Source organism: Bacillus sp. FSL K6-3459 (assembly GCF_038003305.1).
Taxonomy (GTDB): Bacteria; Bacillota; Bacilli; order Bacillales; family Bacillaceae; genus Bacillus; species Bacillus pumilus_O.
Genome location: NZ_JBBOOW010000001.1, coordinates 1019995 through 1046854 on the forward strand (window position 1 = coordinate 1019995; position 26860 = coordinate 1046854).

Here is a 26860-nt window from a genome sequence, read left to right on the forward strand (position 1 = left end):
GTGTTGGTTGTGGAGAAAAAGAAAATGGGGCTTCTTGTCATGGCATATGGCACCCCGTATAAAGAAGAAGACATTGAGCGTTATTATACACATATTCGTAGAGGCAGAAAGCCGGAGCCGGAAATGCTGCAAGATTTAAAGGATCGCTACAAGGCAATTGGCGGTATTTCTCCTTTATCAAAAATTACAGAGCAGCAGGCACATGGTTTATGTGAGCACTTGAATAACATTCAAGACGACATTGAATTTCATGTGTACATTGGCTTAAAACATATCGAGCCTTTCATCGAGGATGCCGTTGCTGACATGCACAAGGACGGCATTACAGAAGCTGTGAGTATCGTTTTAGCGCCGCATTTCTCTACCTTTAGTGTGAAATCATATAACAAACGTGCACAAGATGAGGCAGACAAGCTCGGCAATCTACAGATTACATCTGTTGAAAGCTGGTACGATGAGCCGAAGTTTGTGGACTATTGGGTGAAGCAAGTGAAGGATACGTATGCATCAATGAGTGAAGAGGAAAGAGATTCCGCAGTACTTATTGTATCTGCACACAGCCTGCCTGAAAAAATTATTGCAGCAGGAGATCCATATCCTGATCAGCTCGCACAATCTGCCAAAATGATTGCAGAAGGTGCGGGAATTGAACACTATGAAATTGGCTGGCAAAGTGAAGGCAATACGCCTGATCCATGGCTTGGACCAGACGTGCAAGACTTAACGAGGGACTTATTTGAACAAAAAGGCTATCAAACTTTCGTTTATGTGCCTGTTGGGTTTGTCGCTGATCATCTTGAAGTGTTATACGACAACGATTATGAATGTAAAGTCGTGACAGATGAAATTGGTGCAGCCTACTATCGTCCAGAAATGCCAAATGCGAAACCAGCATTTATTGATGCTCTGGCAACAGTCGTATTAAAGAAGCTTGACGAAAGCAAGTAATCATATAAAAGAAGGCGATCCTATGCATGACAATCAAAAACACCTTGTCATCATTGGCGGTGGCATCACAGGTTTAGCCGCCGCCTTCTATTTGGAAAAGGAAGTCGAAGAAAAAGGTCTTCCAATTCAAATATCACTTATTGAAGCGAGCCCTAGGCTAGGTGGAAAAATACAAACATTATATAAAGACGGCTACATCATTGAACGTGGACCTGATTCATTTTTAGAAAGAAAGGTCAGTGGGCCGCAGCTCGCGAAAGATGTCGGTCTGTCCGATCAGCTCGTTAATAATGAAACTGGGCAAGCGTATGTACTGGTCAATGAAAAGCTTCACCCGATGCCAAAGGGTGCTGTTATGGGGATTCCAACTCAAATCAGCCCATTTATTACAACTGGTCTTTTTTCAGTTGCGGGAAAAGCAAGAGCGGCGATGGATTTCGTGTTGCCAAAAAGCAAGCAGACGGAAGATCAGTCGCTTGGTGAATTTTTTAGAAGACGTGTGGGTGATGAGGTCGTTGAGAATTTAATTGAGCCGCTTCTATCAGGCATTTATGCAGGGGATATTGACCGTCTGAGCTTAATGTCGACCTTCCCGCAATTTTATCAAACAGAACAAAAGCATCGCAGTTTGATTCTTGGGATGAAAAAATCACAGCAGCATGCGAAAGCGCAGCAAGTGACTGCGAAAAAACAAGGACAGTTCCAAACGATCAATCAAGGATTGCAGTCGCTTGTGGAAGCAGTAGAAAGTAAGCTCAAGCTGACAACGGTCTATAAAGGGACAAAAGTCAAACAGATTGAAAAAACGGATGGAGGCTATGGCTTGCAATTAGACAGCGGTCAAACGCTTTTTGCCGATTCAGCCATTGTCACGACGCCGCATCAATCGATTTATTCCATGTTTCCTAAAGAAGCAGGGCTAGAGTATTTGCATGACATGACCTCTACCTCAGTTGCAACAGTAGCACTCGGTTTTAAAGAAGAGGATGTTCATAATGAATATGACGGCACTGGTTTTGTCATCTCAAGAAACAGTGATTTCTCTATTACGGCCTGTACATGGACAAACAAAAAATGGCCGCATACCGCTCCGAAAGGAAAAACGCTATTGCGTGCGTATGTTGGAAAAGCTGGTGACGAATCGATTGTCGAGCAGTCAGACAGTCAAATCGTCAGCATCGTGCTAGAAGATTTAAAGAAAATCATGGATATTAAAGCAGATCCAGAATTGACGACAGTGACTCGCTGGAAGACAAGTATGCCGCAATATCACGTCGGTCATCAGAAAGCCATTTCGAACATGCGAGAAACGTTTAAGCAATCATATCCTGGTGTTTATATCACAGGTGCTGCTTTTGAAGGTGTCGGAATCCCTGATTGTATTGATCAAGGAAAAGCCGCCATCTCAGAGGCTGTATCGTACCTATTTTCATAAAAAAACAACTCCCTTTTCTGTCATAGAAAGGGAGTTTTTCATGTTCGGATCATTCCAAAAGAGTTGGGAATCATAAATGTGAACAAAGTTGTTGCATCTGGGGAAAAGGATATGGTATATTACTTTCTGTACTTAATGACCAAAACGTTCAAATAGTCATTTCGGGAGTGAGATCATGAGTGTTGATAGGAGACAAATGATTTTAGATGGTGCGACGAAAGCTTTTACTCAATTCGGGTATAAAGCGACCACAATGGACCTTGTGGCAAAGCTTGCCAATGTCGGAAAAGGAACCATTTATACATTTTTCAAAAACAAAGAAGAGTTGTTCGATGAAATTTTCACATCTCTTTTACTAGAGATGAGGAAAATTGCGGATGAGGCAATTGATGAGAAGAATAGTTTCTCTGAAAACCTTCACTTAGCACTCTTTGCAATTTTAGAATTTCGAAAAAACCACCAGCTCACAATTAAGATTTTTCAGGAAAATGCGGAGCTTGGCACGTCAGCGGTCAAGGAAATGATCGAGAAAATGGAGCAGATGATCATTCGCTACATCAAAACGAAAGTACAAGAAGCGATGGATAAAGGCGACATTAAGCCTTGTGATCCTGAATTGACTGCATTTGTGATGGTGAAACTATATATTGCACTGATTTTTGATTGGGAAAAGCGATACGAGCCTTTAACAAAAGAAGAGGTAGCTGAATCGCTGGAGCTTTATGTCTTAAAAGGACTATCTGCAACAACATAATTTTTTTTGAGTTCAAATGACCAAATTGTATATTTAGTCATTCATCTATGGGAGGAAAACAGCAATGAATTTAATTCGGAATCAATGGAAAGACATTGTAACGAGCAAAAAACTACTGATCCCGATATTAGCTGTCTTATTTATTCCGCTGATTTACAGTGGTGTATTTTTAAAAGCGTACTGGGACCCTTATGGTACAGTTGATCAATTGCCTGTAGCCGTTGTCAACTTGGATGAAGGCAGTCATTATGATGGGAAAAACCTTCAAGTCGGCGATGATTTAGTAAAGGAATTAAAGAAAAACGATAATTTCAAATGGAACTTTGTCGATAGTCACGAAAAGGCCATAAAAGGATTAAATAACGAGGACTATTACCTCGTTGTGGAAATACCTAAAAATTTCTCGAAAAATGCAAGTACAGTGCTAGAGAAACATCCAAAAAAATCGAATCTGAAATATTATACGAATCCGGGTGCCAACTATGCGGCGTCACAAATTGCGAATAATGCCATTATCAAATTAAAAGATTCGGTCTCAAAAGAAGTCACAAAAAATTACGCCGAGGTCATCTTTGATAACTTCAAAACCATTGCAAAAGGATTAGATCAAGCAAGCGATGGCGCGAAGAAAATTGATGACGGAACAAAAAGCGCAAAAGATGGCAGTACGAAGCTAAAAGACAACTTAGCCAAATTGGCTGAAGGTACCCTAACCTATAGTGAAGGGGTTCATCAGTTCGCAGGGAAAATGAGTGAACTGAACACAGGTATACAGTCTCTAGACATTGGGCTTGGTCAGCTTTTAACAGGCTATCAAACCATTGATCAGAAATTTGGAGAGCTTGGTTCAGGAATTGATACATTAACCGAAGGATTAAACACAAGCCGAGAAGGACATCAGCAGCTCGCTTCTAAAATGCCGCAATTCACAGCAGGCATTGAGCAGCTAAACAACAAAGCACAATCCTTTTCAGAAAAAATTACAGCAGTAGAAAAAGTCTTATCGTCACCAGAATTAGCGAATCTTGAAAAGATGGCGCCTAAACTCGATCAGGTGAAAAAAGACGCAAAAACGTTCAGTACAAAACTTGCTTCATTAAAAGAAGCATTATCTAATCGAGATGCGAAGGTAAAAAGTATTATCCAAAACAGCTCCATGACAGATGAAGAGAAAAAGGCGGCAATGGATCAGTTGAACAGTCTGCCTAAAATCGAACTGCCTGATCTGTCTGGACTCGAACAAAGCTTAGCAGCCTTGCAGGAACTGCCTGATGCAAGTGAGGTTCAACAAGCAGTTGCATCTGCAAAAGCGCAACTGCAGCAAGTCAAACAGCTGCCAGAGAAGACAGAACAGCTGTACACGTCTACAGTTGCCATACAAAATGCGATCGATCAAATGACATCTGGTACGAATAAATTGTATCAAGGTGCACTGAAGCTTCAAACAGGTCAAGGCCAATTACAAGATGGTCTGCAAACAGCAAATGGAAAGCTTGATACGGCAAAAAGCGGAGCGGATAAGCTTGCCAATGGATCAAGTCAGCTTAGCGCAGCGTTAAATAAGCTAGAAAGTGGTTCAACAAATATCCAAAGCAATACGTCTAAGCTTGCCGAAGGCTCAAAATCGCTTGATAAAGGATTGGGAGATTTAAAGAGCGGTACAGGCAAACTGTCCAATAAATTGAAAAGCGCTGCTGATGAGACAGGGGAAATTGATGCAAATCAAGACAATTACAATATGATTGCAAGCCCTGTTAAAACAGAAAACGATACAGCTAAAAAGATTGATAATTATGGAACAGGGCTCACGCCTTATATTCTATCAATGGGACTCTTTGTTGGGGCTCTCATGCTCACCGTTGTATTCCCAATGAAAGACCCTGCTGGACGCCCTAGAAATGCGTTTGAATGGTTTGTCAGCAAATATAGCGTGCTTCTGCTTGTTGGTATTCTTCAAGCAGTCATTGCAAGTACGATGCTCATCTTTGGGCTTGGTCTTGAGGTGGAAAGCCTCTGGCGCTTCTATCTCTTTGCGATCGTCGTCAGTCTAACATTCTTAGCGATTATTCAGCTGCTAGCGACAACAATGGGGAACCCAGGACGCTTCATTGCCGTCATTATCTTAGTTCTTCAGCTCGCAGCAAGTGCTGGTACATTCCCGCTTGAGCTTGTGCCGAAATTCTTCCAAGTCATTCATAGTCTGCTTCCAATGACGTATACGATCAATGGGTTTAGAACGATCATTGCAAGTGGTGATGATAGCTATTTATGGCACCAAGCAGCGATTCTTGGTACAGTTGCGATCATCATGATGGCGGCAACAACTGCATACTTTGCTTGGAACGTAAGAAAAATGAAGCAAGACGAAGCTTAATCAAAGAATCCTTTCTCTTAATAGAGGAAGGATTTTTGATTTGAAATTAGACATCTTGAACCCGAAGCGATATATTTTAAGAAGAGATGCTATAAAAGGCATTCATGGAAGGAATTGCTTTCACACAAAGGAGGAAATGCCGAATGACAACGGAAGTAAACGAAACCGTTCAGCTGATTCAAAAGCTCGTATCGATCCCAAGTCCATCAGGGAATACAGAAAAGGTGATCGGCTTTGTTGAACGCTTTCTACAAGATGTAAATATTGAGACAAAACGAAATCGTAAGGGCGGCTTAATCGCCACTATAAAAGGAACTGATGATAAGGAACACCGCATGCTGACAGCACATGTCGATACGCTCGGTGCGATGGTAAAGGAAATTAAATCAAATGGACGGCTTCGTCTTGCACTCATTGGGGGCTTTCAGTATAACTCAATCGAAGGTGAGTACTGTGAAATTGAAACATCAACAGGTCATACATACACAGGTACCATTCTTATGCATCAAACGTCAGTTCATGTCTATGCAGATGCGGGAAAAGCAAAACGAAACCAAGAGAATATGGAAGTTCGTCTTGATGAAAAGGTGCAAAATGCAGACGATGTCAAAGCACTTGGCATTCAAGTAGGGGACTTTATCTCATTTGATCCGAGAGTGGAAGTGACGTCATCAGGTTTTATTAAATCAAGACACCTTGATGACAAGGCAAGTGTAGCGCTTTTGCTGCGACTCATCCACCGCATTCAAAAGGAAAACATCACACTGCCGCATACGACGCACTTCTTAATTTCTAATAATGAAGAGATTGGCTACGGTGGAAACTCCAATATTCCCGAAGAAACGGTGGAATATCTCGCTGTCGATATGGGAGCGATCGGCGATGGGCAATCAACAGATGAATACAGTGTGTCTATTTGTGTGAAGGACTCAAGCGGTCCTTATCATTATGGATTACGCAAGCATTTAGCTGCATTAGCAGAAGAGAACAACATTGATTACCGTCTAGATATTTACCCTTATTACGGCTCTGATGCATCAGCAGCGATTCGGGCAGGGCATGATATCATTCATGGATTGATTGGTCCTGGGATCGATTCCTCGCATGCGTTTGAACGAACGCATGAAGATTCTCTTGTCCATACAGCGGATCTTCTTTATCACTACGTTCAATCATCATTAATCACCGCATAAAAAAGAACCCCGATAAATGGGGTTCTTTTTCATTAGCTTGAAAGCTGTGTTGGTTCAGGTACATCTTGTCCAGTCATCACGCGATGTCCTTTTTCAGGGTCATATTGCCCTTCCCATTTAGACATCACAACAGCTGCAAGTGCATTTCCTGTTAAGTTAACAACTGTTCGTGCCATATCCATGATACGATCGACACCTGCAATAAATGCAAGACCTTCAGCAGGTACACCAATTGTTCCTAATGTAGCGAGTAATACAACAAAGGACGTACCAGGAACGGCAGCCATTCCTTTAGATGTCACCATCAGCACAAGAACAAGTGTGAGCTGCTGGACAATCGTAAGGTCAATGCCGTATACCTGTGCAAGGAACAGCGCAGCGATCGCTTGATACAAGACGGAGCCGTCCAGGTTAAACGTATAACCGATTGGGATAACGAAAGAAACAATTCCCTTCGGACATCCAATCCGCTCCATTTTATTCATGACTCTTGGTAAAACTGTTTCAGAGCTGGATGTACTAAAGGCAAGAAGCATTTCGTCTTTCATGTAAGCAAGAAATCTGAAAATATTGACGCCAATCATCTTTCCAATAATTCCGAATACAACGATAAGGAAGAGAGCGAGCGCAAAATAAACAAGACCTACAAGCTTACCTAATGAAATAAGAGATTCAAGACCAAATTTTGATACAGTTACACCAATGAGCGCGAAGACACCAAATGGTGCAGCTTTCATCACAACATTGACGACATGGAACATGGCGTGTGATACACCTTCAAAGAAGGCGAGCACTGGTTTGCCACGTTCACCAATGGCTGAAACGCCAAGAGCAAATAGCACAGTGAAGAAAATAATCGCAAGCAAATCACCTTCCGCCAATGATTGGAAGAAGTTCGTTGGAACGATATGAAGGAACGTATCAGCAACTGATTTGCCGCTTTGCTCTTTTTCCGTTTCAACATACTGGCTAATATCTTGTTTTTCTGTATTTCCAAAATCAACGCCTGCACCAGGTTGTACAAAGTTTGCAAGCACAAGACCAAGGATAATCGCAAATGTTGTGATAATTTCAAAATAAAGAATGGTTCTAAAACCAAGTTTCCCTACCTTTTTACCATCACCGGCACCTGCAACACCTAAAATTAAGCTAGATACGACAATTGGTATAACAATCATCTTAATGAGTCTTAAGAAGAAGTCTCCAATTGGTTTTAAATAAGTCTCAACGCCTGGGTTACCGAAAAAGATAGCCCCAACAACAACACCGAGAATAAGACCGATTAGGATTTGCGTAGCTAATCCAAATTTTAATTTTTTCATAGATTTCCTCCCTAACATATTCATTAAAGGAATATTCCCATCATATTAAGTTTTGATATATGAATTAAAGTATAACTAAAATTAAAGAGGTTCGTCCACGATTAAATTATATTGAGAAAATACAAAATTATTTGAAAAAATGAACATTTAGAACCTCCATTATTGATTAAAGTCAATAAAAAGTGCCTTCGGGACTAAAACTCATCAGATGAAAATACTAAAAAACCCTTTTAGGACAAGGGTTTTACCTTTTTACCTATTTTTCAGAAAAAAAAAAAAGCACTTTTGACTCCAACTGACGAAAGAGGAAAAAAGTGCTTTTTAATTCAATTTTTTACCTTATTTAAGATAACTTACTTGTGAGCATTCCTCACATTCATTACCGTAACACTCGTGTTGTTCCATTAAATCATTTCCACATTTTGTGCATTTTTTTGAGGGCAAATTTCTAAAAAACTCTGTGATTTTTCCTAGCATTTGTCATCCTCCAATACGTTTTGTTGTTATCATTGTATTATAACAGATTAATAATTGTCAATCTGTTTTGTAACAATAGGCAAGAAGAATGCTTTTTTTATGAAAAATGGGTATATTGTAAGAAGGGGATTTTTAGAAAAGGAGGGAAAAATGACGATGAAAGTAACTGTCATTGGTTGCTACGGAGGATTTCCGGCCGCTGGTGAAGCGACGTCAGGATACCTTTTTGAATCAGGTGGCTTTCGTCTGCTTGTAGACTGCGGGAGCGGTGTTCTTTCGAAGCTGCAGCAATATATTGATATAGAAGAACTTGATGCTGTTCTCCTTTCTCATTATCACCACGACCATATTGCAGATATCGGACCACTCCAATATGCGAAGCTAGTGGGATATCATTTAGGAAAAAGCAGCGGTCCGCTTCGGATCTATGGACATATGGGTAATCAAGAAGCATTTGGGCGGATTGCGGATGATGTACATACTAAGGCTAAGGCTTATGATCCAGTAGAGGGTATTCAAATTGGTCCATTTCAAATCGATTTTTTGAAAACGGTTCATCCAGCAGAATGCTATGCGATGAGAATTCAGGCAGAGGATGCTGTGGTGGTGTATACAGCAGACTCAAGTTACCAGGAGGCATTTGTCCCATTTAGCAAGGGTGCAGATCTACTCATTGCTGAAAGCAACTTCTACGCTGGACAGGATGGATCGAGTGCAGGACATATGAATAGTACAGAGGTGGGCAAGCTTGCAATGGAAGCAAATGTCGGAGAACTTATCATCACCCACCTGCCTCATTTTGGTCGTCATAAAGACCTAGTCAATGAAGCAAAGGCGTTATATACTGGCAATATACAGCTTGCCCATTCAGGGCTTAGATGGAACAAGGAAGGAAGATAGAGATGCTGTTTATCGATAACGAACAACATTATGATCCAATGATTAATTTAGCAATAGAAGAATATTGCTTAAAATATTTAGACCCAGAAGAAACGTACTTGCTGTTCTATATTAACCAACCTTCGATTATCATTGGGAAGAACCAAAATACAATAGAAGAAATCAACACAAAGTATGTGGAAGACAACGGCATCAAAGTTGTCCGTCGCCTGTCCGGTGGTGGCGCAGTTTACCATGACAAAGGAAACTTGAACTTTAGCTTTATCACAAAAGACGATGGGGACAGCTTCCATAATTTTAAAAAGTTCACGGAGCCAGTCATCCAAGCGCTAGAAAAGCTAGGCGTCAAAGCTGAATTAAGTGGCAGAAATGACATCATGGCAGATGGTCGGAAAATTTCTGGGAATGCTCAGTTTGCTACAAGAGGGCGCATTTTCAGTCATGGTACGCTACTATTTGATTCAGAAATTGAACATGTTGTTTCGGCTTTAAATGTGAAAAAAGAAAAGATTGAATCAAAAGGCATTAAATCCATTAGAAGTAGGGTTGCCAATATTAATGAATTAATGGATCAAAAGATGACTACTGAAGAATTTAGAAAAATTCTGTTAAGCTATATTTTCGATACGAATGGGGATGTTCCTCAATATCAGTTGACTGAGAAGGATTGGGAAAAGATTCACGAGATTTCCCGGGAACGATATCAAAAATGGGAATGGAACTACGGTCGTTCACCGAAATTTAATTTGCAGCATTCTAAGAGATTCTCAGCAGGCTCGATTGATCTTCGGTTAGAAGTGAAAAAAGGGATGATCCAGGATTGCAAAATCTTTGGTGATTTCTTTGGTGTAGGGGATATTGCTGATATTGAAAAAAGACTCATTGGGCAGCAATACGATCGCAAAACGATCAGCGACGTATTAGAAGATATGGACATGCGTCACTACTTCGGCAACGTATCAAAAGAGGATTTTCTTGATTTGATTTATTAAGAGGGACAAGCACGGCTAGAGATAGCGGTGCTTTTTTATTGAAAGAAATGAAAGCGATTTACATTTGATCTTGTGGATTTTTTCGATTGTCTATTATAATAGAAAGGAGGAATGTTTGGCCATAAAATGAATGGTTATTCATTCATTGATGACATGTAAGGGGTGGGAGAATGGATTTGATCAAAAATCTAGAGCAGACAGCGATGACGAAGGGAGAAGATATCGCACTGATCTTTGAAGGAAATCAGATGACCTATCGAGAGCTCATGACGAGTATCGAGCGCTTTGCAGATGGATTAGTGAGCGAAGGGTTTCAAGCCGGGGATCATCTCGCGCTGATTTTAGGAAATTCACCGCATTTTGTCATTTCTTTTTTTGGTGCCTTAAAGGCAGGACTTGTCGTAGTACCAATCAATCCAACATACACGCCTAGTGAAATTGGCTATATGCTGATTACAGGTGATGTAAAAGGAATTGTTGCCCCTGAACAGCTACTGCCAGTGTACGAGCAGGTGTACGAACAGCTTCCGTCTATTGAACGGGTGATTATTTGTGCAGAAAATGAATCTGCGTGCAGATCAAGTTTTAAGGAAGTATCAGATCAACTTGTCTTCTTTGGAAAGCTTGTGTCTGGTCATGCGAAAGAGAACGTGCATCCATCTATTCATCAGGATGATACGGCAGTTATTTTATTTACATCTGGCACGACAGGAAAACCAAAGGGTGCCATGCTGACTCATTTCAATCTGTATTCAAATGCGAGAGACGTTGCTGAGTACCTATCCATTGATGAAAAGGACAAGGTCATTGCTGCATTGCCGATGTTCCACGTATTTTGTTTAACGGTTTGTATGAATGCACCATTGATTCATGGCGCAACCATCTATGTTCAGCCACATTTCAGCCCATCAGAGCTTTTGCGTATGATGGAAAAAGAGAAACCAACGTTATTTGTTGGTGTTCCGACCATGTATAACTACTTGTACCGACAGGAAGGGCATGAGGATGCGATGTCCTCCGTGAGGATTTGTATATCAGGCGGTGCTTCAATGCCTGTTGCTTTACTTCACGGTTTTGAGAAAAAATTTGGTGTCACGGTATTGGAGGGTTACGGATTATCAGAAGCTTCCCCAGTAACTGCATTCAATCCTCTTGATGGAAAAAGAAAACCCGGTTCAGTTGGGACCGACATTATGAATGTGAAGAATAAGATTGTGAATGAACTAGGAGAAGAAGTCGGTCCAAATGAAGTCGGAGAGCTCATAGCAAAAGGACCCAACATTATGAAAGGCTATTATCAAATGCCAGAAGATACTGAAGCTGCACTAAGAGACGGGTGGTTGTACACCGGTGATTTAGCAAGAAGAGATGAAGAAGGATACATTTATATTGTCGATCGGAAAAAGGATATGATTCTCGTTGGCGGTTATAATGTGTATCCAAGAGAAGTAGAAGAAGTGCTTTACCAACATGAAGCTGTAGCAGAAGCCGTTGTCATCGGTGTACCAGATCCGAACACCGGAGAGGCTGTCGTCTGTTACATTTCCCCTAAGAAACATGCTCACATCGATCAAGAAGACATCATCACACATTGTTCACGCTTTTTAGCGAAATATAAGCAGCCCCAAACGATCCATTTCATAGATGATATTCCAAAAAACACAACAGGTAAAATTTTAAGAAGAGCACTAAAGGAAAAGTATCAGGCAGAGGAAAGTAAATAAGAAAAGGGAGTCTCTTATGAAGAGGCTCCCTTAGTTTGTTGAGGTATATTAGGCTGTTAAAAAGACAATGAGATAAAATTTCAGCTCTTTTGAATGGCTTCTTTTAACTGTTTCTGAAAAGATTGAGACTGTTTTTGATTCAGCTCATAATAAGTCCCATCTACTAAAAAAACAACCTGCGAACGGTTTGTCCAAAGCTGAAAGGTGGTGCCGTTTGTTCGGCCGTACATCACCTTGGCGATATAATCTGGTTCCTTTAGATTTTTCTTGAGATGATTGCTTGTTTGTTTGCCTTTGTTTAATTCTTCTATTAAATCTTCTGCTGTGTCCTTATCGTCTATTTCATAAGAAATGGATTCTCTTTTAGATGAAAGGAGTAATTTTTCTGCTCGATTCTCATCAAAGATTTCGCCTGTCCGACTGAATACATAAAAGAAGGTAATAAGTAAAAGTCCAAAGATCACAATTCCTGCAAGGATTTTCTTCATTTCGATCCTCCAACACTCTATTTTATATGTAGCATCTCCGATTTTCGAGTAGCATAATCATTTTTTTCGAGAAAGCTTTTTCAGATAGGGCATGCTATGATGGAGCCACATGAGACAGGTTCTAAACAAAATACTGGATGATTAGAATAGAGAGAGATGGAAAGGAGGCTGACCTGTGCGAGTACGTAAATGGGTAGCTCTTGCAACGGTAGCATACATATTGTACGGTCTTTTTATTTATTCTTATTTGTTTCTATTTGCGGATGCATCAGTTCCTGACAGTGTAAAAGGAACAAGTGCAGATCCGCATACCTTTATGACAAGCCATGAGCTTGTTATCAGCGAGAATTTCTCGAACATACGTAACTTGCTGTTTTTCATGACCATTCCATTAGATTGGTATGTCCTTTTTCTTCTGCTCATTTCAGGATTTTCACGAAAATTAGCAGACTGGAGCCTGACAGCAGTTCGCTTCACATTTTTAAGCAAACTTGTATATGTGTTTGTGCTGTCACTTTTGACAATGCTGATTTCACTTCCCATTAAGTGGATTGGCTATCAGCTGTCTTTACACTACGGAGTATCTGCTCAAAGTACGGCAAGCTGGTTGAAAGATCAAATTCTAGATTTCTGGATTCAATATCCGCTTCTTGCCCTATGTGCAATTGTATTCTTTTGGCTTATTCAAAAAAGAAGAAAGCGCTGGTGGCTGTATGCCTGGTGTTTGACAGTTCCATTCACGCTATTTCTTTTCTTTATACAGCCGGTCGTCATTGATCCGTTATATAACAATTTTTATCCACTAAAGGATCAAGCTCTTGAGAACAAGATCTTAACACTTGCAGACAAAGCACATATCCCGGCGGATCATGTATATGAGGTCAATATGTCTGAGAAAACGAACACGATGAATGCTTATGTCACAGGGATTGGTGAAAATAAGCGTATTGTGTTATGGGATACCACACTGCAAAAGCTGAAAGATCGCGAAATTTTATTTATCATGGCACATGAAATGGGACATTACGTCATGAAGCATGTCTATATAGGATTAGCAGGATATCTAGTATTGTCGCTTGCAGGATTTTTTGCGATCGACCGTCTCTATTTTTATTTCTATCGTAAGGGAGCTGTTTTATTTCGGCTGAGGGAGCCGCGCGACATCGCTGCTCTTCCGCTTCTTCTCGTGATTGTATCAGTGCTTTCATTTGCAGCTTCACCTTTTACAAATGCAGTTTCAAGACATCAAGAACGTGCAGCTGATGAGTATGCGATAAATTTGACAAAAGACGGAGAGGCAGGGGTGACGTCTTTCCAAAAGCTTGCAAAATCAGGGCTGTCTCAGGTGAATCCACCACTTTTAGTGAAGGTCTTCCGCTACGGACACCCAACGATGATGGAGAGAATCATGGAGATGGAAGCAGCGGAAAAAGTGGAAGCGTCGAGGAAGCAATAAATAAAATCCGGCTGCATCAGCCGGATTTTTTTCGTTCTTGTTTAGTTAGAAGCCGCTTGAACGTTGATTAACCCTTTTCCGTAATAGAAGGAGTTACCAAGCGGTGTTGCTGTGTTTTCTAAGCGCTGGCGAACCTGAGAAGTTGATAGATTCGGGTACTTAGAAAGAATAAGCGCTGCTGCTCCTGCTACATGAGGAGACGCCATAGACGTTCCGTTATAGGAAGCGTATCCACTGCTCGGTACTGTACTTAAAATAGAAGTACCAGGTGCAGAAACATTTAATTCAGGACCAGCGCTGGAAGACGAGTTTCTGACATTGCTGCTGTTCACATTCGCAACAGCAATGGTGGAATCATATTTTGCTGGATAGCCAACTGTACTTGTAGAACCATTGGAACCTGAGTTACCTGCAGCCGCCACAACAACGACTCCGCGGTTGTTCGCTGTATCAACGGCATTTTTAAGTGCTGTTGAACCGTTTGGTCCGCCTAAGCTCATGTTGATGACATCCATATTATTGGCTACTGCCCATTCAATACCGCTAATGATCCAGCTATATTGTCCGTCGCCATAGCGGTCTAATACTTTAACAGCATATAGGGAAGCACTTGGAGCGACCCCAAGAACACCAATTGTGTTATCAAGGGCAGCAATGGTTCCAGCTACGTGAGTTCCATGTGAATTAAAGTCCTGGGTGGCATTTGACTCTGAAGGGACGAAGCTCGCACCGCCTGCAACATTTAAGTCAGGGTGCGCAGCGTGGATACCTGTATCAAGAACAGCTACTTTGACATTAGCACCTTTATAACCTTGAGCGTGTACAGCTGGAGCTTTGATTTGAGGGATTCCATAAGGGACGGTTTGTGCATATGCTTCTGCTTTGTGGTCTTCTTCTACGTAAGCAATGCTAGGTTCATGTTCCAGTTTTTTCGCGGCTTGTTCTGACATCTTTACTTGTGCGGCATTAATGAGACGATATTGCTTTTCTAGTTTTCCACCGTTTTGAGTGACGGCTTGTTTCTTAGAGCTGTTTGTGGTGGCGGAGGCTTTAAAGCCAACAATATAGCTCTTTTCACTATCTGACTTTGAGACCGTCTCGGCATTTGCCATGGAGCCTCCAAATCCTGCTGAAAACAGAAGAGGGACAGCCAATAGAACACTTGTCATCACATTTTTCTTTTTCACGCACAATCCACATCCCTTTTTTCTTATTTCAGAATAATCATCCGTAGTCTATAAGAATGATCCGTTTGATTATTCTGTATATTCAGTTTAAGGGAAGTAGGCAAATAAGAGTAGACCTGAATTTTTGTGAAAGTCCTAGCGAAAATTGGGGAATTAAGTCACTTGGAAATAGTGGTAAAATATGTTTATTCTACTGTTTCAGCGATTATCTATTAAAAAGGAAGTATGCTATTTTTCTTATGATCCATTATCGGAGAAATATTCGATACCCGAAAAGCCTTAAAATAGGTAGAAACGTCTAGCAGCTATTTCGAATTTCGATATAAAAAAATATTATTTTATCATTGTTTTTGTCATTTAAAAGAACCTGTTTCTATAACAGGTTCTTTAAGAAGGGGAGGATTGAGTTAAATGGCTGACCACATTGTAATCAAGCACCTTCCATTTACCATCTTTCCATTCCACATAATTTAAGCAAGCATTGACGAGTCTCGTGTTCTCAAGACCCAAATGTTCACCCGCTAAGGTGGTGAGCAAAGCATGGATGGCAGCGCCGTGTGCTACGATCAGGACTTGTTGATTCGGATAGGCAGCTCTGACTTTCTCAATGCCTTCTACCATTCGATCTTGAATTGTTTCAAGCGGTTCCATATTTGGATACTGTTTATCTGGAAACAGCTTTTGACGCTCCTCAAATGACATGCCTTCAGCATCGCCATAATCACGTTCAATGAAATCATCCATGATGACAAGTGGCGCATCTATATGTTTTAAAATCAAGTGTGCTGTTTCTTTTGCCCTTGTGAGTGGACTGGAAATGACAACATCCCAATGGGCATCTTTTAAATAAAGGCCCGTTTGTTCAGCCTGCCATTTACCAGTATTATTTAAAGGGATATCTGTTCGTCCTTGAATTCGTTTCGCTGCATTCCAATCTGTTTCTCCGTGTCTGACTAGGCAAATTGTTGTCAATCAAATCCCGCCTTTTTTCTCTTTTCTTCTATTATACTAAAGCATAAGAAAAAAGACTGGATTAGCGATTTGTGAGATTTGTTAAGGATTCGACTGAGCTGGCAACTTGGGAAACCGTTTGTTTGACTTCCTTCAATTCGTTCAGGAAGGTTTGAAGGTCTATTTCAATTTTTCCATTTTGATTTTTGCTTAAGTTCATGCTGCTGACAATATCATCGAAGAGCGAATTGATTTGGGTCATTTTTTCTTTACTATCTGTCACGAGTAAATTCACGTCCCCAATGTGCTGAGACACAATGGAGATTTGTGAATTGGTATTGTTGACGAGTTCAGATACGGTTGAAACCGTTTTCTTTGTGTCCTCTGATAATTTGCGAACCTCATTTGCGACGACAGCAAAGCCTTTTCCGTGTTCACCTGCTCGTGCAGATTCGATAGAAGCATTTAAAGATAACAAGTTCGTCTGCTCTGCAATGCCTGTGACAATCCCAAAGATTTGTTCAATCTGTTTGGCGATTTCTTCTAAACGCTTAATTTCTGTTTCAATCTTTGTCATGCTGCCATCAATTTGGTTCATTTGTGTTTGTTGAATCTCTAACTCTTTTTTACCACCGATCGATTTTTCCTCGACCTGTGCAGAAATTTGCGTTCCAGCTTGCGACATGTCCGCCATCTCATCAGATTTTGATACAAGCTTGTCTACTGCATTTGTTGTGTTTGAAAAGAGAGAAGCAAGCGAATTGGATGTTTCTGTAATCTTTGTATGAAGCTCCTGTTGTTGCAGTTCTGCTTCATCACGAATTTTAGAATATTCATTTTGGAATGTATCCAAAACAAGTTGCTGCTCTAAATTTAAAATTTTCGTTGTCGCTTTCACTGCTGTCTGATATTCTTTGAAATCTTCGATATGCTGAGCGAATAAATCCATAATCGATAGCAGAAGATCCTGGAATGCGGCCATATACCACTTAGGCTGAAGGCCAATCCGCAGATGAACTTGCGCAATTTTAATTCGTTTTGCCACATAGGCTTCATCAACCACACCTGCAAACATTTCACTAATATGAATGCGGAGTGTTTTTTTCAAACGATCGACAGAACTATTATCTTGAATGATGTGCATCAAGGAAGATTCGACTTCTAAGTTTTTATAAAATTTATCAACGATATGTGCAATATCCTCCTGAACAATTGGATTGAGCTGTTTTAGAATCAATAGATCATGCTGCGTTAGGTCTATCATTTTGATTTGTTTCGCGATATCCGTATTGTCAGAAAAATTTATACGTTTTATTCCATCATCCTGCTGTGTGAAAAAAGCAGTGTTTTTTCTTTTCGTCTCTTTTTTAAATAACAATGTTTTTGTCCCCCCATAATCATCACAAATTATCAGACTTTATATTATTTATCGGATAATATTGGATTTTTTAAAGGGAATCAGTAAAATTTTACTGTTCTTTATAAGACCTTTTTAGTGGTTTCTTTGCTGGGCCTTCTACTACCTCTCCAGTAATGGAAAAACGTGAACCGTGACATGGGCAATCCCAAGTACGGTCGCTATTATTCCAAGCGACTTCACAGCCTAGGTGAGTACACGTTGTATCGACAAGAAAGATGTTCCCGTCCTCTGATTTAAAGGCGCCGCATTTTTTATGTTCATAAGAGACAATGCCGCCTTCACCTGGCTTTAAATCATCAATGGTTTGATCGGTTCGTTTTAATTTACCACTGATCATCTTAGCAGCGACATTGCTGTTTTCTTTAACGAAATCTTTGACGAAAGAATCAGAGACAGGTCTTGATGGCGTAAAAATGGATTCGTATGGATTCGATTTTCCTTCAATCAAATCACCGATAAGAGTAGCTGCGACATGGCTTGTCGTCATGCCCCATTTTCTAAAACCGGTCGCAACAAAGATATTTTGATGGTGTTTGGTTAGGCGGCCAATGTAAGGGATTTGATCCATTGTGACCATATCGTGTGTCGACCAGCGATACAGCACCTCTTCAATTCCAAGGGTAGCGTCTCCAAAACGTTCTAATCCTTCATAGTGAGCAGATTCATCCCCGCCTTGTCCAGTTTTATGACCTTCTCCTCCGATGAGCACCACTTCCTCACCATGCCATTCTGCCGTTCTTAAAGAATGAGCAGGCTGATCGATTCCTAAGTACATTCCATCTGAGAGCGGCTGCCTTGTTTTGGCTGCTACTACATAAGATTGCTCTGGGTGAATGCGCGTGAAATAAAGTCCTTTCCCATCATAAAAAGGAAAGTGCGAACAGGAGATGATATAGCGGCCAGTCAGATGATGGTCGTCTTTTGTGATGACAGCAGGGCGGTTTCCTTCTTTCACGTCAACAGCAGTCGTCTGTTCATAAATACGTACACCACGCTCTAGGAGCTGGTCAATGAGTGCATTGAGATAATGAAGGGGATGGAACTGTGCCTGCTGCGTCATTGCTAGGGCAGCCTTGATGTCAGCATCAAAAGGAAGCGCTGTTTTCCATTCCCGATCAATCCCAAGCTGTTTGTAGGCATCTAATTCCTTTTTTAATTTTTTGACACCGCTTTCTTCCTTTGTATAGAGGTACGCATCTTTGACTTCTAGCTGACAATCAATGTCGTACTTTTTGACGCGAGCTTGAATTAGCTCTTTTGCATTCTCATTTGCTTCTACATACAACCGGGCTTTGGGCATACCAATTTGTTGAATCAGCTCATGGTAGTACACATCGTGCTGTGAGGTAATCTTAGCTGTCGTATGTCCAGTCGTACCTTGCAGCAGTTGATCAGCATCAATGATGATGACATCCAGCCCGCGTTCTGTCATTTCAAACGCGGTAGCGATACCAGTAATACCGCCGCCAACAATGATGACATCTGCTGTGAGATCCTCATGTACGGCAGGAAAAGAATGCTTTTGACTATCAGCAATCCATAACGATTTTGCCTGTTCCAATCCTTTATGCTCTTGTTCCATATTGTCTCCTCCAGTTAGTCACTTGTTGTGTATAATTTTTCCACAATGAAGAAAATCATACATTCGAAAGGAAACTAGTTCGACATACATAAAAAAATAGCCAACACATAAAAATAAGCAAGATAAAAGGAAGGAGTGGACAGACGTGTCAACAAAGCAGCCGAAGAAAACATTGCCGCCTCAGCATCAAAGTGAGCGTCCAGGTCTTGAATATAAAATGAATCCAAGGCCTGTTTTTGATCGAGAGGTGCCGGATAAAAAATTAGCAGGGAAAACAGCCATAGTGACAGGTGGGGACAGCGGGATTGGAAGAGCGGTCTCGGTTTTATTTGCGAAGGAAGGCGCCAATGTCGCCATTGTTTACTTAAGTGAGCACCGCGATGCAGAGAAAACGAAGGACTATATTGAAAAGGCGGGAGGCCAAGTCATTTTAATTGCAGGTGATTTAGGGGATGAGGCGTTTTCAAATGAGGTCGTCAAAAAAACGAAGGATGCTTTCGGTTCCATTGATATTTTGGTGAACAATGCCGGGGAACAGCATCCGCAAAAAGGCATTGAACAGATTACTTCACATCAGCTTCTTCGAACATTTCAAACGAATATTTTTGCCATGTTTTATTTAACAAAAGCGGTACTTCCTCATTTAAAGAAAGGAAGCAGTATCATTAATACCGCATCTGTCACAGCCTATAAAGGGCATGAAACCTTGATCGACTATTCATCTACAAAAGGGGCAGTCGTGACATTTACGAGATCATTATCTTTATCGCTCATTAAGCAGGGGATTAGAGTGAATGGGGTAGCCCCAGGCCCCATTTGGACACCGCTCATTCCGTCGACCTTTACCGAAAAGGAGGTCTCTGAATTTGGCGGAGATGTTCCAATGGAGCGTCCTGGTGAGCCAGTAGAGCTTGCGCCGAGCTATTTATTTTTAGCGAGCGAAGACTCCTCTTATATAAATGGACAAATGCTTCATGTAAATGGCGGAACCATTTTAAATGGATAAACAAAAAACTTGCGGTAAAGAGACGAGTTGCTGTCTCTTTGCCGCAAGTAAAATCATCATGATTAATGTAAGCAGTGTTCTGCATATTGAGCTGACAGGTCGTTGAATCGCTTTTCATCACGCTGATCCAGTGCCTTATCAATCTCTTCTCTAAGGAAGGTTAAGCGCTGTTTATAAAGCGCCTCATCTAAAACCATTTGAATATAGATGTCTAAAATCGTTACGCCGTTTTCTTCGGTTTTTTGGGTGTTGCGGGACTTCATGAGCTCAGCATACGTTTTTTTCTCTTTCATAAAGAATCCCCCCGATGCCTTTTTTATAGTATATGGATTGGCGAAGAAAAAATCAACAAGAATTTATAATTTTTAGACAATTTATTTTTGAGCGAAATCGACACCTCTTGTCCAATCGACACGATGTGATATATCTTTAAAAAAGTCTTTTCGATAGATCGAATGGACTAAATAATACGATAAAAAAATGATTTTTAATAAATTTTGAAAAAATCCTGTCGTTTCTTATATGTTGGTGATAGATTAATAGTATCTAAATAACCAAAAATTAACACAGGAGGAAATGAAGTGTCAGGAATTAGTGAAACACCTTTAGATTCATACGTCATTAATCAAGCAACAATGGCGGTCCTTCCAGTTGAAGAAGGAAAAAGAGTATATTCAAAAGTCATAGAAAGAGAGACAAGCTTTTATGTTGAATTAAAGCCCCTGCAAATTATTGAACGCAGCTGCCGATTCTTCGGCTCAAGCTATGCAGGCAGAAAAGCGGGAACATATGAAGTAACAGGAATATCACATAAGCCTCCCATTGTGATTGACTCATCCAATCATCTGTATTTCTTCCCAACCTATTCATCCAACCGTCCTCAGTGCGGCTGGATCTCCCACAAATACATTCATACCTTCCAGGAATCATCCCTCGGAGACACGGTGGTCATTTTTACAAATGAGCAAACCGTCAAACTCGATGTCTCATATAAATCTTTTGAGAGTCAGGTGCACAGAACAGCGTATCTCCGAACAAAATTTCAAGATCGTCTTGATGGTGGTCTTCCTAAAAAACAAGAATTTATGCTGTATCCAAAGGAACAACAGCTCAACCTTGTATACGATTTTATATTAAGGGAGCTACGGAACAGATATTAATTAAAACCAGCGGCAGTACAGCCGCTGGACTCCTTATGTTTCGCAAATCGCCTTCCTTTCTCGAAGAAAAAAAGATTGATAATTGTATAATAAATTATATAATTTAAATATAATGTATAAAATTTTATATAATGAATGGCTGAGAAGGGGGATATGATGATGACTTATGATGAACTAGATACACCGGCGCTATTAATTGATAAACAGGTGATGATGGAGAATCTAACTGCTATGCAGCAATATGCTGACCGTCAGCAAGTCAAACTGCGTCCTCATACGAAAACACATAAGACACCTGGTTTTGCGAAAGTGCAGGAAGAGATGGGCGCATCTGGCTTAACTGTAGCGAAAGTAGGGGAAGCGGAAGTAATGGCAGCGCATGGGCTGACAGATATCTTTATCGCCAATCAAATTGTAGGTGAGACAAAGCTGAAGCGAATTCGAAAGCTGGCAGAGTCGATACACATTTCATTTGGAATAGATTGTGTAGAGCATGTGCATCAAATTGAAGATGTCTTTCGTGGAGCAGAGAAAAAAGCGGAGGTTTTAATTGAGATAGAGGTTGGAGAAGAGAGATCTGGTGTCATTGAAGAGAGTGATTTCCGTCAAATTTTGCAGGCGATAAAGACATGTGACTTCGTTCATTTAAAAGGGATTTTTTCTCATGATGGTCACACATACAAGGCGGAAAGTAAAGCGCATTGTCAGACATTATATGAAGACGCTGTGAATCGAACGCTTCGATTTGCACAGATTGCAACAGAAGCAGGCATGATGCTAGACGTAGTGAGCATAGGATCAACACCGCCGTTTTTATTTCAATTTGATATTCCAAAGGGAGTGACCGAAATTCGCCCTGGCACTTACATCTTCATGGATGCCTCTCAGTCCAATGTGATCGGCACTTTTTCACATTGCGCAGCAACAGTGCTGACGACAGTAATTAGTAAGCCAACAAAGACTCGTGTCATTACAGATGTTGGAGCCAAAGGGCTCACGGCTCAAACCCGTACAAAAGGGCTGACACAAACAAAAGGACTAGGCAAGGTCAAAGGCTATGATGATGTATTTGTTTCCAGTGTATTTGATGAGCATGCCATCATTTATCACGAAGGTTTCTGTCAGACTGTCCAGATCGGTGAGAAGGTGCAAATCATTCCGAATCATATTTGTCCCGCTGTCAATCTTCATGAAAAAGCTTATCTCATCCAAGATGGTGAAGTAGTCGAAGAGCTTGATATTGCTTGTAAAGGTAAACTTCAATAAAGCAACAGGACAGGCGAATTCGTTTGGCACCATCATGATGACACGAAAACATTCACCATGAACATGGATTTGTTGAAACCAAATCCATATATCCAGTCGTCTATTGAGTGTATCGGTAGACTTGCCCACCGAATGACAGGGAAATGTGGATCCTTAGACGTATTTTCAAGCAATTCCTCATAAATCACAGAAGTGACACGAGCCGTCTGTTACAATAAAAGAAATCATTTCTTTCAAAGTGTTCGTATGTGGTAAAGGATCCTCCTATTTTAACCGATATGAACGAATGGGAATAAGAAATGGAGGCTCTGTATGAAAAAACAATCGCAATTGCTGCTACTATTCACCTTGACAGTGACCTTACTAGCAGCCTGTCAGCAAGCAGGTCAATCGCCTTCAAAACAAGACACTAAAGAAGCTGCGTATGAACAATGGGTTCAGCGTTATATGGATGAGTTAAATGAAGCTTACGAGAACATGACCGACCAATTTATTTCAGATGGACAAGGAAAGATCCAAGCAAATAAAAAATTGAAAAAGGCGACGAAAGCCTTTGATCGTGTGATTCAAAAGGGGCTTACTCATCAAGAAGTTCCAGCCGCTTATCAAAAGGCGGATAAACAATTAAAGACAGGTCTTCATTCATTTGAAAAAGGAATTGGTCAGGTGGAGCAGCTATTAAAGCGGCCAGATCAAGAAAAGCTGTTTATTTCCGCTACTCATCATCTGCAAGATGGATTGCAGAGGGCAGCTGCATTCATGGAAGAAGTAGGCCGCATTCAGCAATCAACGTAAAAAAGCGATGATTGCGGGTACTGCCTGCTATGGATTCACTTATTTAGGTGGTCTTCAGCTTATTGTCGAGCGGGGTAAAAATGAGGCAGCTAGAGCTGTCGCAGGTTTTTATTTGTTTGCCTACTTAGGTCTGGGACTTCCAAGTGTTTTTGTCGGGCTTTTCGCTGATTTGTACGGAACCCAGATGGTGTTATCCGTCTTTTTCTTGGTCGTTTTGGCAGCTTGTCTCATCCTTTTGATGTCAAGTGTCAGACAGAAACAAAAGTGAAGAAGTCTTGCTTTCTCTTTTTTCTTCCATTCGTTTAAAATAAAGGCAGGAGAGGGGAAGATGACATGAAAAAAGTGCAGCTGGATGGCGCATTATGCAGATCGCAAGAAGAGCTTCATGACCAACTAAAAACAGTGTTACACCTTCCTGACTATTACGGGAAAAATCTTGATGGGCTATGGGACTGTTTGACAGGAGAAGTAAATCTGCCAGTAGAGCTGACATGGGTGAATTTTGACACGAGTAAGGACGCTCTTGGAGAGTATGCTGAAAGCGTAAAGCAATTATTTAAAGAAGCAGAAGAGGAATTAAAGGGACAATTCCAAGTGAGTATTCAATAACGTTGAAAAAGCAGCCGCTGCCGCAGGCTGTTTTTTTATGAATTTCTGTCTTTCTCATTCTGGTATTGAATATTTCACTAAATGTGATAATATATGAACTGTCGCTTAATTGATAATGATAATCATTTGTGGCGGAAAGAGCTTGATAGAAAGTGAGTAACCAGTATGAAGTTGTATCAATTAAGTTTATTATTTGTATGTTTGGCATGTGTATCACTGTTTGTCGGTGTACAGGATTTGTCCATTTTACAGCTGTTTCATTTAACAGATGAACAAGTGCATACGTTAGTTTCAAGTCGCATCCCGCGTCTCATGAGTATTGTGCTTGCTGGCATGAGCCTTAGTTTATGCGGCTTTATTATGCAAAGTATGACGAGGAATAAATTTGTTTCCCCCACCACTGCAGGAACGATGGATTGGGCGAAGCTTGGTATTTTAGTCGCAATGCTTGTTTTTACGCAGGCGAGCCCGCTCATGAAAATGGGCATCGCGTTTCTATTTACTTTAGCTGGGAACCTTCTTTTCTTAAAAATTCTGCGGCATATTAAGGTGAACGATACGATCTATGTACCGTTAGTCGGCTTAATGTTTGGCGGGATTGTTAGTTCAATATCTACGTTTATAGCCTATAAATATGATCTGATCCAAAACGTATCCGTATGGCTTCAAGGGGATTTTTCTCTTATTGTTCAGGGGCGTTATGAACTGCTCTATATGAGTGTTCCACTTTTGATCATCGCGTATTTATATGCTGACCGCTTTACAGTGGCAGGTATGGGCGAGAGCTTTGCTGTTAACTTAGGTTTAACGTATAAACGTGTGATGGCGGTTGGTTTGGTGATCGTTTCGATGATTACATCTGTCACCATATTAACTGTCGGGATGCTGCCATTCCTAGGCTTAATCATTCCGAATATTGTATCGATCTACCGCGGCGATCATTTGAAAAAGAGCCTTCCGCATACAGCCTTACTAGGAGCCATTTTTGTTCTGATTTGTGATGTGCTCGGAAGGGTGATCATTTATCCATATGAAATTTCAGTTGGGCTTATGGTCGGCATCATCGGAAGTGCGATCTTCCTGTACATGTTATTGAGGAGGAAACGCCATGCATAAGAAAAGGACATTATGCCTGATTGCAGCCATTGCAGCCGTGCTAATCGTGATTTTCATTACCTATCAAATGGGATACTGGCCTTACACAGTACCAAGTCGATTAAAGAAAGTGCTGGCGATGACATTGACAGGAGGCGCGATTGCCTTTTCATCTGTTGTCTTCCAAACCTTGACCAACAATCGAATCTTAACGCCGAGCATACTGGGTTTAGATGCACTTTACTTGTTTTTGCAAACAGCGATTATTTATCTATTTGGCTCGACTAATTTCATGATCGTCAATAAAAACCTGAATTTTTTCCTTTGTGTTGGGCTGATGATTGTATTTTCTGTGCTGCTATATACAGTCATGTTCAAACGCAAAAATAAGCACATTTTCTTGCTTCTGCTTGTCGGAATTGTGTTTGGGACATTGTTCAAAAGCCTTTCTTCTTTTATGGAAATGCTAATTGATCCAAATGAATACCAGGTCGTACAAGATAAATCCTTTGCGAGCTTTAATCACATGAACACAGATATCTTACTCATTGCATCTATTTTATTTGCGGCGCTGTGTTTTTACATTTGGACATTCCGGTCTAAATTAGATGTCATGTCACTTGGGAAGGAGCATGCGGTGAATCTGGGGATTGACTATGACAGCATCACAAAAAAGATGCTGATCGTGATAGCTGTCCTTGTGTCTATTGCAACAGCACTTGTCGGACCGATTACGTTCCTTGGCTTACTCGTCGTAAATGTCGCACGCGAGCTTTTTCGGACGTACCTGCATACATACTTGCTGTTAGGCTCTTTTTTCATCAGTGTGATTGCTCTTGTAGGCGGAGAGTTTCTTGTAGAAAAGGTATTTACTTTTCAAACGCCGCTTAGTGTATTAATTGATTTAGTCGGCGGTCTGTATTTTATTTATTTACTGTTAAAGGAGAGTCGTTCATGGTCTTGATGAAGGGCGTCAGTAAGGCGTATAACGGAAAAACAGTGCTTCACGACACAACAATCAGTGTGAAAAAAGGACAGCTGACCTCTCTCATTGGTCCGAATGGTGCGGGAAAAAGCACACTTTTATCTATCATGAGCCGCCTGATTCAGCCAGACTCAGGTGCAGCTTATTTAGAAGACAAGCCATATAGTGCGTACCCACCACAGGAACTAGCGAAAAAGATGAGCATTTTAAAGCAGGCCAATCATATGAGTGTGCGTCTGACCGTTCGGGAGCTTGTCAGCTTTGGCCGTTTTCCTTACTCACAGGGCCATTTGACAAAAGAGGATGAGAAAATGATCGATGTGTCCCTTCAATACATGAAGCTGACCAATATCCAGCATCAATATGTTGATGAACTGAGCGGCGGACAAAGACAAAGAGCCTTTATTGCAATGGTGCTGGCGCAGGATACAGATTATATTTTCTTAGATGAGCCTTTAAACAATTTGGATATGAATCATTCTGTTGAGATGATGAAGCTCTTTCAGCAGCTCGTCAAAGATCTTGGGAAAACCATTGTTGTAGTGCTCCATGATATTAACTTTGCCTCTGTGTATTCCGATCATATCGTCGCGTTAAAAGATGGAAAGGTCATCATAGAAGGCGGAGTAGACGAAGTGATTCAAACAGAAGCACTTGAACAAATTTATGACATGCGTATACCGATTGAAGTCATTCGCGGTGAGCGCATTTGCTTATATTTTTCTTAAAAAAATGAAGAGG

26 protein-coding genes and 1 pseudogene are annotated in these 26860 nt (G+C 40.8%); 18 read left to right on the forward strand and 9 right to left on the reverse strand.

The genetic code is table 11. The features are described from left to right. The first annotated feature begins 9 nt into the window (after positions 1–9). The 5 genes from hemH to MHI35_RS04960 all read left to right on the forward strand — a co-directional run bounded on the left by hemH (position 10) and on the right by MHI35_RS04960 (position 6704). Positions 10–948, forward strand: a complete 939-nt coding sequence (gene hemH / locus MHI35_RS04940) for a ferrochelatase (protein ID WP_335348923.1) — start codon at positions 10–12, stop codon at positions 946–948. Between the two features lie 22 nt (positions 949–970). Continuing rightward, positions 971–2383 carry a protoporphyrinogen oxidase gene (gene hemY, locus MHI35_RS04945; protein WP_211063220.1) on the forward strand — a complete coding sequence of 471 codons (1413 nt, stop codon included), beginning with the start codon at positions 971–973 and terminating at the stop codon, positions 2381–2383. Between the two features lie 175 nt (positions 2384–2558). Continuing rightward, a complete protein-coding gene (locus MHI35_RS04950) occupies positions 2559–3137 on the forward strand; it encodes a TetR/AcrR family transcriptional regulator (protein ID WP_012009464.1) in 579 nt (192 codons plus the stop codon). Positions 3138–3201: 64 nt separating this feature from the next. Next, a complete protein-coding gene (locus tag MHI35_RS04955) occupies positions 3202–5511 on the forward strand; it encodes a YhgE/Pip domain-containing protein (RefSeq protein ID WP_335348922.1) in 2310 nt (769 codons plus the stop codon). Between the two features lie 143 nt (positions 5512–5654). Further along, entirely contained in the window at positions 5655–6704 is a 1050-nt protein-coding gene (locus MHI35_RS04960; RefSeq protein WP_012009466.1) for a M42 family metallopeptidase, read from the forward strand. 32 nt (positions 6705–6736) lie between these two features. Here MHI35_RS04960 and MHI35_RS04965 read toward each other — a convergent pair whose 3' ends face one another. Next, a complete protein-coding gene (locus MHI35_RS04965; RefSeq protein ID WP_335348921.1) occupies positions 6737–8026 on the reverse strand; it encodes a cation:dicarboxylate symporter family transporter in 1290 nt (429 codons plus the stop codon). A 339-nt stretch (positions 8027–8365) separates the two neighbouring features. Further along, a complete protein-coding gene (gene yhfH, locus MHI35_RS04970) occupies positions 8366–8503 on the reverse strand; it encodes a protein YhfH (RefSeq protein ID WP_008359029.1) in 138 nt (45 codons plus the stop codon). A gap of 156 nt (positions 8504–8659) precedes the next feature. Here yhfH and MHI35_RS04975 point away from each other — a divergent pair, with 156 nt between their 5' ends. The 3 genes from MHI35_RS04975 (at position 8660) to MHI35_RS04985 (ending at position 12119) form a co-directional block, all read left to right on the forward strand. After that, positions 8660–9403: an MBL fold metallo-hydrolase gene (locus MHI35_RS04975; RefSeq protein WP_186325074.1), complete on the forward strand. Its 744-nt coding sequence runs from the start codon at positions 8660–8662 to the stop codon at positions 9401–9403. Between the two features lie 2 nt (positions 9404–9405). After that, on the forward strand, positions 9406–10395 hold the full coding sequence (locus MHI35_RS04980; RefSeq protein WP_211063217.1) for a lipoate--protein ligase: 990 nt from the start codon (positions 9406–9408) through the stop codon (positions 10393–10395). A gap of 170 nt (positions 10396–10565) precedes the next feature. Continuing rightward, entirely contained in the window at positions 10566–12119 is a 1554-nt protein-coding gene (locus MHI35_RS04985) for a fatty acid--CoA ligase family protein (RefSeq protein WP_211063216.1), read from the forward strand. Positions 12120–12199: 80 nt separating this feature from the next. Here the strand turns inward: MHI35_RS04985 and MHI35_RS04990 are convergent, their stop codons facing one another. Then, entirely contained in the window at positions 12200–12607 is a 408-nt protein-coding gene (locus tag MHI35_RS04990) for a hypothetical protein (RefSeq protein ID WP_012009472.1), read from the reverse strand. A 175-nt stretch (positions 12608–12782) separates the two neighbouring features. Here MHI35_RS04990 and MHI35_RS04995 point away from each other — a divergent pair, with 175 nt between their 5' ends. Next, positions 12783–14063, forward strand: a complete 1281-nt coding sequence (locus tag MHI35_RS04995; protein WP_335348920.1) for a M48 family metallopeptidase — start codon at positions 12783–12785, stop codon at positions 14061–14063. Positions 14064–14104: 41 nt separating this feature from the next. Here the strand turns inward: MHI35_RS04995 and MHI35_RS05000 are convergent, their stop codons facing one another. From MHI35_RS05000 to MHI35_RS05015, 5 genes and pseudogenes are all read right to left on the reverse strand, one after another. Beyond that, positions 14105–15250 (reverse strand): serine alkaline protease SapB, encoded by a 1146-nt coding sequence (locus MHI35_RS05000; RefSeq protein ID WP_335348919.1) that lies wholly within the window; start codon positions 15248–15250, stop codon positions 14105–14107. 387 nt (positions 15251–15637) lie between these two features. After that, on the reverse strand, positions 15638–16222 hold the full coding sequence (locus tag MHI35_RS05005; protein WP_144522799.1) for a histidine phosphatase family protein: 585 nt from the start codon (positions 16220–16222) through the stop codon (positions 15638–15640). Positions 16223–16283: 61 nt separating this feature from the next. Beyond that, the gene (locus tag MHI35_RS18870; RefSeq protein WP_404841273.1) at positions 16284–16895 is read right to left on the reverse strand and encodes a methyl-accepting chemotaxis protein; all 612 of its coding nucleotides are present in this window, start codon (positions 16893–16895) and stop codon (positions 16284–16286) included. A gap of 144 nt (positions 16896–17039) precedes the next feature. Beyond that, positions 17040–17579: pseudogene (locus tag MHI35_RS18875) on the reverse strand (protoglobin family protein); the annotation flags it as partial. A gap of 91 nt (positions 17580–17670) precedes the next feature. Further along, positions 17671–19203: an FAD-dependent oxidoreductase gene (locus tag MHI35_RS05015; RefSeq protein WP_335348918.1), complete on the reverse strand. Its 1533-nt coding sequence runs from the start codon at positions 19201–19203 to the stop codon at positions 17671–17673. Positions 19204–19348: 145 nt separating this feature from the next. Here MHI35_RS05015 and MHI35_RS05020 point away from each other — a divergent pair, with 145 nt between their 5' ends. Next, positions 19349–20209, forward strand: a complete 861-nt coding sequence (locus tag MHI35_RS05020; RefSeq protein WP_335348917.1) for an SDR family oxidoreductase — start codon at positions 19349–19351, stop codon at positions 20207–20209. Between the two features lie 62 nt (positions 20210–20271). Here the strand turns inward: MHI35_RS05020 and MHI35_RS05025 are convergent, their stop codons facing one another. Further along, on the reverse strand, positions 20272–20502 hold the full coding sequence (locus MHI35_RS05025) for an IDEAL domain-containing protein (protein WP_003210924.1): 231 nt from the start codon (positions 20500–20502) through the stop codon (positions 20272–20274). A gap of 288 nt (positions 20503–20790) precedes the next feature. Between MHI35_RS05025 and MHI35_RS05030 the strand changes: the two genes are divergently transcribed. The 8 genes from MHI35_RS05030 (at position 20791) to MHI35_RS05065 (ending at position 26847) form a co-directional block, all read left to right on the forward strand. Continuing rightward, entirely contained in the window at positions 20791–21369 is a 579-nt protein-coding gene (locus MHI35_RS05030) for a competence protein ComK (protein WP_012009479.1), read from the forward strand. Between the two features lie 159 nt (positions 21370–21528). Then, a complete protein-coding gene (locus MHI35_RS05035; RefSeq protein ID WP_211063209.1) occupies positions 21529–22635 on the forward strand; it encodes a D-TA family PLP-dependent enzyme in 1107 nt (368 codons plus the stop codon). Positions 22636–22947: 312 nt separating this feature from the next. Next, positions 22948–23430 (forward strand): hypothetical protein, encoded by a 483-nt coding sequence (locus MHI35_RS05040; RefSeq protein WP_144522804.1) that lies wholly within the window; start codon positions 22948–22950, stop codon positions 23428–23430. Positions 23431–23437: 7 nt separating this feature from the next. After that, positions 23438–23698: a hypothetical protein gene (locus MHI35_RS05045; RefSeq protein WP_249407378.1), complete on the forward strand. Its 261-nt coding sequence runs from the start codon at positions 23438–23440 to the stop codon at positions 23696–23698. 65 nt (positions 23699–23763) lie between these two features. After that, the gene (locus MHI35_RS05050; protein ID WP_224925116.1) at positions 23764–24039 is read left to right on the forward strand and encodes a barstar family protein; all 276 of its coding nucleotides are present in this window, start codon (positions 23764–23766) and stop codon (positions 24037–24039) included. Between the two features lie 165 nt (positions 24040–24204). After that, the gene (locus MHI35_RS05055) at positions 24205–25155 is read left to right on the forward strand and encodes an ABC transporter permease (RefSeq protein ID WP_211063207.1); all 951 of its coding nucleotides are present in this window, start codon (positions 24205–24207) and stop codon (positions 25153–25155) included. Next, a complete protein-coding gene (locus tag MHI35_RS05060; protein ID WP_211063206.1) occupies positions 25148–26098 on the forward strand; it encodes an iron chelate uptake ABC transporter family permease subunit in 951 nt (316 codons plus the stop codon). The genes MHI35_RS05055 and MHI35_RS05060 overlap by 8 nt, the downstream gene beginning before the upstream one ends. Further along, the gene (locus tag MHI35_RS05065) at positions 26089–26847 is read left to right on the forward strand and encodes an iron ABC transporter ATP-binding protein (RefSeq protein ID WP_211063205.1); all 759 of its coding nucleotides are present in this window, start codon (positions 26089–26091) and stop codon (positions 26845–26847) included. Before MHI35_RS05060 ends, MHI35_RS05065 begins: the two co-directional genes overlap by 10 nt. Positions 26848–26860 lie beyond the last annotated feature (13 nt).

Bases quoted from the DNA above. Each gene is read 5' to 3' on its own strand.
- hemY (WP_211063220.1), top strand. From the start codon at position 971: ATGCATGACAATCAAAAACACCTTGTCATCATTGGCGGTGGCATCACA.
- MHI35_RS04950 (WP_012009464.1), top strand. From the start codon at position 2,559: ATGAGTGTTGATAGGAGACAAATGATTTTAGATGGTGCGACGAAAGCT.
- MHI35_RS04955 (WP_335348922.1), top strand. From the start codon at position 3,202: ATGAATTTAATTCGGAATCAATGGAAAGACATTGTAACGAGCAAAAAA.
- MHI35_RS04960 (WP_012009466.1), top strand. From the start codon at position 5,655: ATGACAACGGAAGTAAACGAAACCGTTCAGCTGATTCAAAAGCTCGTA.
- MHI35_RS04965 (WP_335348921.1), bottom strand. From the start codon at position 8,026: ATGAAAAAATTAAAATTTGGATTAGCTACGCAAATCCTAATCGGTCTT.
- yhfH (WP_008359029.1), bottom strand. From the start codon at position 8,503: ATGCTAGGAAAAATCACAGAGTTTTTTAGAAATTTGCCCTCAAAAAAA.
- MHI35_RS04975 (WP_186325074.1), top strand. From the start codon at position 8,660: ATGAAAGTAACTGTCATTGGTTGCTACGGAGGATTTCCGGCCGCTGGT.
- MHI35_RS04980 (WP_211063217.1), top strand. From the start codon at position 9,406: ATGCTGTTTATCGATAACGAACAACATTATGATCCAATGATTAATTTA.
- MHI35_RS04985 (WP_211063216.1), top strand. From the start codon at position 10,566: ATGGATTTGATCAAAAATCTAGAGCAGACAGCGATGACGAAGGGAGAA.
- MHI35_RS04990 (WP_012009472.1), bottom strand. From the start codon at position 12,607: ATGAAGAAAATCCTTGCAGGAATTGTGATCTTTGGACTTTTACTTATT.
- MHI35_RS18870 (WP_404841273.1), bottom strand. From the start codon at position 16,895: ATGGCGGACATGTCGCAAGCTGGAACGCAAATTTCTGCACAGGTCGAG.
- MHI35_RS05015 (WP_335348918.1), bottom strand. From the start codon at position 19,203: ATGGAACAAGAGCATAAAGGATTGGAACAGGCAAAATCGTTATGGATT.
- MHI35_RS05025 (WP_003210924.1), bottom strand. From the start codon at position 20,502: ATGAAAGAGAAAAAAACGTATGCTGAGCTCATGAAGTCCCGCAACACC.
- MHI35_RS05035 (WP_211063209.1), top strand. From the start codon at position 21,529: ATGACTTATGATGAACTAGATACACCGGCGCTATTAATTGATAAACAG.
- MHI35_RS05040 (WP_144522804.1), top strand. From the start codon at position 22,948: ATGAAAAAACAATCGCAATTGCTGCTACTATTCACCTTGACAGTGACC.
- MHI35_RS05045 (WP_249407378.1), top strand. From the start codon at position 23,438: ATGATTGCGGGTACTGCCTGCTATGGATTCACTTATTTAGGTGGTCTT.
- MHI35_RS05050 (WP_224925116.1), top strand. From the start codon at position 23,764: ATGAAAAAAGTGCAGCTGGATGGCGCATTATGCAGATCGCAAGAAGAG.
- MHI35_RS05055 (WP_211063207.1), top strand. From the start codon at position 24,205: ATGAAGTTGTATCAATTAAGTTTATTATTTGTATGTTTGGCATGTGTA.
- MHI35_RS05060 (WP_211063206.1), top strand. From the start codon at position 25,148: ATGCATAAGAAAAGGACATTATGCCTGATTGCAGCCATTGCAGCCGTG.
- MHI35_RS05065 (WP_211063205.1), top strand. From the start codon at position 26,089: ATGGTCTTGATGAAGGGCGTCAGTAAGGCGTATAACGGAAAAACAGTG.